We start from the raw sequence: 2,921 nt of genomic DNA on the forward strand, positions 1-2,921 counted from the left end.
GCTGTTATGAGGTACAGTAGCAGTAATTTTCAGGTATGTTCGGTGCAGAGAAACCCGGTTTCTCAAAGAAACCGGGTTTCTGAGGTGTACTTCATAAACCTGCAATCTGCTGTATCACGCACCCTACTCCGTAACTGACTCATGACGCTACACTAACCTGGCTGAAATACTGACGATATAAATTGCAGCAAGGAATAACGCGATCCCCTACTAAATGAACTAACCCCATATTGCGTAGCTTCAACGCCTGTACCCGATCTAATTCTACTGGTGCTGGGGAAGATGCAACTTCAGTCAAAGCTTTCAGGAGTTGGGGAAATTGTTGCAACTTTGACAAGTGCCGACGGAGGTGTTCGCTGTAAACCGTTCCTTTACTACCAGACTTTGGGCACAACTGTTCCAATGTGACATCCTGATGCCAGATGTGGTAGAGTGCCTTTTGTACCAGATAGGGATGACCACCCACCAAGGACATCAACTGCCTTACCCGATCGAAGTCCCAATTCAGTCCGTGACGCTGTACCAAATCTTGGACTTCCTCTTGAGTAAACTCTGGTAACTCAATCGAGAGTCCCACATTAAAGGGCGATACATTGCTATTTTCAGGTAGCTCAACTTCAGTAGAATTTACCACCACTAACCGTAGTTTTTTCCAAAGATGGCTAATTTGACTTCCGCCCTTGGCTTTCTCATGCCATGCTCGCAGCATACTGAAAAAGTCTGAGAGGATTTCCGGGTATTGGAATATTACATCCAATTCATCTAAGCCAAGGACTAGGGGAGTATCGATTTCGGCTAACAGATAATTCTCGAAATACTCAGTAGCGCTGTAATTGCCACCTAGAATCTCATCCCAATAATTCCCCAACCGATTCGGTAAGCCTAAGCTTTTGCCAACGCTGGCACAAAACCACTGTAAGAATTTATCTGAATTGGTGAAGATATTACTACTAGCAAGCTCAAAGCTTAATGATACGGAGTGGTATCCTAGCTCTGTTGCTTCAGCTAAAATCCTTGCCATCAGGGAACTCTTGCCCATTTGTCTGGGAGATTGAATCCGAATCAAAGCTCCAGGTTGGGTAATCATATCGTAGCAGCGTGCTTCGATCGGGGAACGTTCGACATAAAATGCAGAATCCATACTCACTTGTCCCCCTGGTAATTCAGGTATTGGGGGAGCAGCCGTATCCATTTTCAGTTCGGGCAGATTATAGTATAGAGTTTGATTTTGCCTCTTCAGTGGGGTAAAATCTCCTGTTGTATAGAGAACTGAGTCCTTTGAACTGAATCTCGAAGTCGATCTGGCAACCCGATTAGTAGTTCCTGAGTAGACTTTACGTGTTGAGAACCCATCTCCTGATATCTCCGCCGCCCATTGCTGTGCTTGACGCATCAAGATCATCTGGAAATTTTTCTTGTTAACTTTCGTACCTATGACTTGGGATAGAAAAGCCCATATTTTCACGCCAACTGTTCTAGTATGGACATGAGAGAACTGGTAAGTTTCAGCAATTTGATCGTAAGTTTGATTTTGAAAAGACCCTCGGAGGATATTCAGTTGCATATCGGTTAGTTGTTTGCTGGTTCTGGCAAACACTACTGCTTGTAGGAGTTTGAGTGCGTCTTCCATGATCACGATTATTGATTGTAGTAACAAATCTAAAGGCTGCTAACCTTATTGATTTGATGTGTATTTAGTTAGTCGTAAATCCGTCTTTTCATTATCTTATCCCTACTTTCGTCCTAATTTATCAGCCATTTGTTTCAAATCTTCTACGCCAATTGGCTTAATTTTATAAATAGTCAGTGATCTCTGGTGGATCTGCCTGTGTCTGTCATCACCGATCTTCTCTATTTAGGAAAATAAATGATGTTTGCCGCGAACATTATTTCCTCGGGAAATGTTCGCGGTAAACATTTTGACATACTTACGGTAGTATGCACTCTTATTATTTGTAACATATAAATCTTAATGTTAGGGAGCGGGGCAGATTTTCATGGGTGAGTTATCGGTTAATCTGCCAAAGTTTTCCCTAAATCGCCCCTACCAATTTCCCATAGCCTAATATCTCCCCCCTGGTTTTAAATTGGGGTCAAAATCGCGCCACACACCAACCAAAACCCCTTGTACCTGTACTTGTGTCGCCATTACTTCTATCGGCGGATACTTAGAATTAGCAGGTTTGAGCATTACCCTGTCACCCTCCTGGTAGAAGTGCTTTAACGTCGTACCTTTTCCTTCTACCCTCGCTGCGACAATCTGACCATTTTTTATTTCCTTTGGATTGGGAACAGGGCACATAATTACCAAATCCCCTTCGGCAATCATATCTTCAATCATGCTATCTCCAGTCACCCGCAAGGCAAAGTTACCCTGTCTGGAAGATACACAAGACAAATCCAAATACTCGCTAGTTTCAGTAAAAGGTTCTACCATACCACCCGCCGCGATCGCACCCAAGACAGGTACTCCCGTTGACATCGTGCCGAGAATCCGAATTGTACGCGCTTTTCCTTCTGTCCAATCAATGTATCCTTTAGAGCGCAAATGTTCTAACCTACTTTGGATGGGAGCAGGCGATCGCAAATTCATCCCTCGCATCATCTGTCGGATTGAAGGCGCGTGTTTTGTGGTTTGAATATACTCCACCAGCCAATTATAAAGTTCTTCCTGAGCTTGGGTTAGGGGTTCCATAGTTCTACAATAGAATCGTTACTAAGTTTTGATATCAAGGGCTTGAGCTGAATTTCAACCATTCATTTCCTCAAACACTAAATATTGCTATCTATAGAACATTAGTACTATATTTCTCCATCATTTGTCCAGTAGTTAAGGGGAAGAGAGTTTTGAGTTTTGAGTTTTAAGTTTTGAGTTTTAAGTTTTGAGTTTTGAATTTTAACTCTCCTTCCCCCTTGTCCCC

Annotated in this window: 2 protein-coding genes; both read right to left on the reverse strand. The window is 42.9% G+C overall.

Annotated elements, in window-relative coordinates; genetic code table 11:
* Positions 1-139: 139 nt before the first annotated feature.
* Positions 140-1,630 (reverse strand): AAA-like domain-containing protein, encoded by a 1,491-nt coding sequence (locus tag NJ959_RS28000; RefSeq protein ID WP_254015042.1) that lies wholly within the window; start codon positions 1,628-1,630, stop codon positions 140-142.
* Positions 1,631-2,062: 432 nt separating this feature from the next.
* A complete protein-coding gene (lexA, locus tag NJ959_RS28005) occupies positions 2,063-2,695 on the reverse strand; it encodes a transcriptional repressor LexA (protein ID WP_254015043.1) in 633 nt (210 codons plus the stop codon).
* Positions 2,696-2,921: the final 226 nt, after the last annotated feature.

Source organism: Limnofasciculus baicalensis BBK-W-15 (assembly GCF_024178385.1).
GTDB lineage: Bacteria > Cyanobacteriota > Cyanobacteriia > Cyanobacteriales > Coleofasciculaceae > Limnofasciculus > Limnofasciculus baicalensis.

Bases quoted from the DNA above. Each gene is read 5' to 3' on its own strand.
- NJ959_RS28000 (WP_254015042.1), bottom strand. From the start codon at position 1,630: ATGGAAGACGCACTCAAACTCCTACAAGCAGTAGTGTTTGCCAGAACC.
- lexA (WP_254015043.1), bottom strand. From the start codon at position 2,695: ATGGAACCCCTAACCCAAGCTCAGGAAGAACTTTATAATTGGCTGGTG.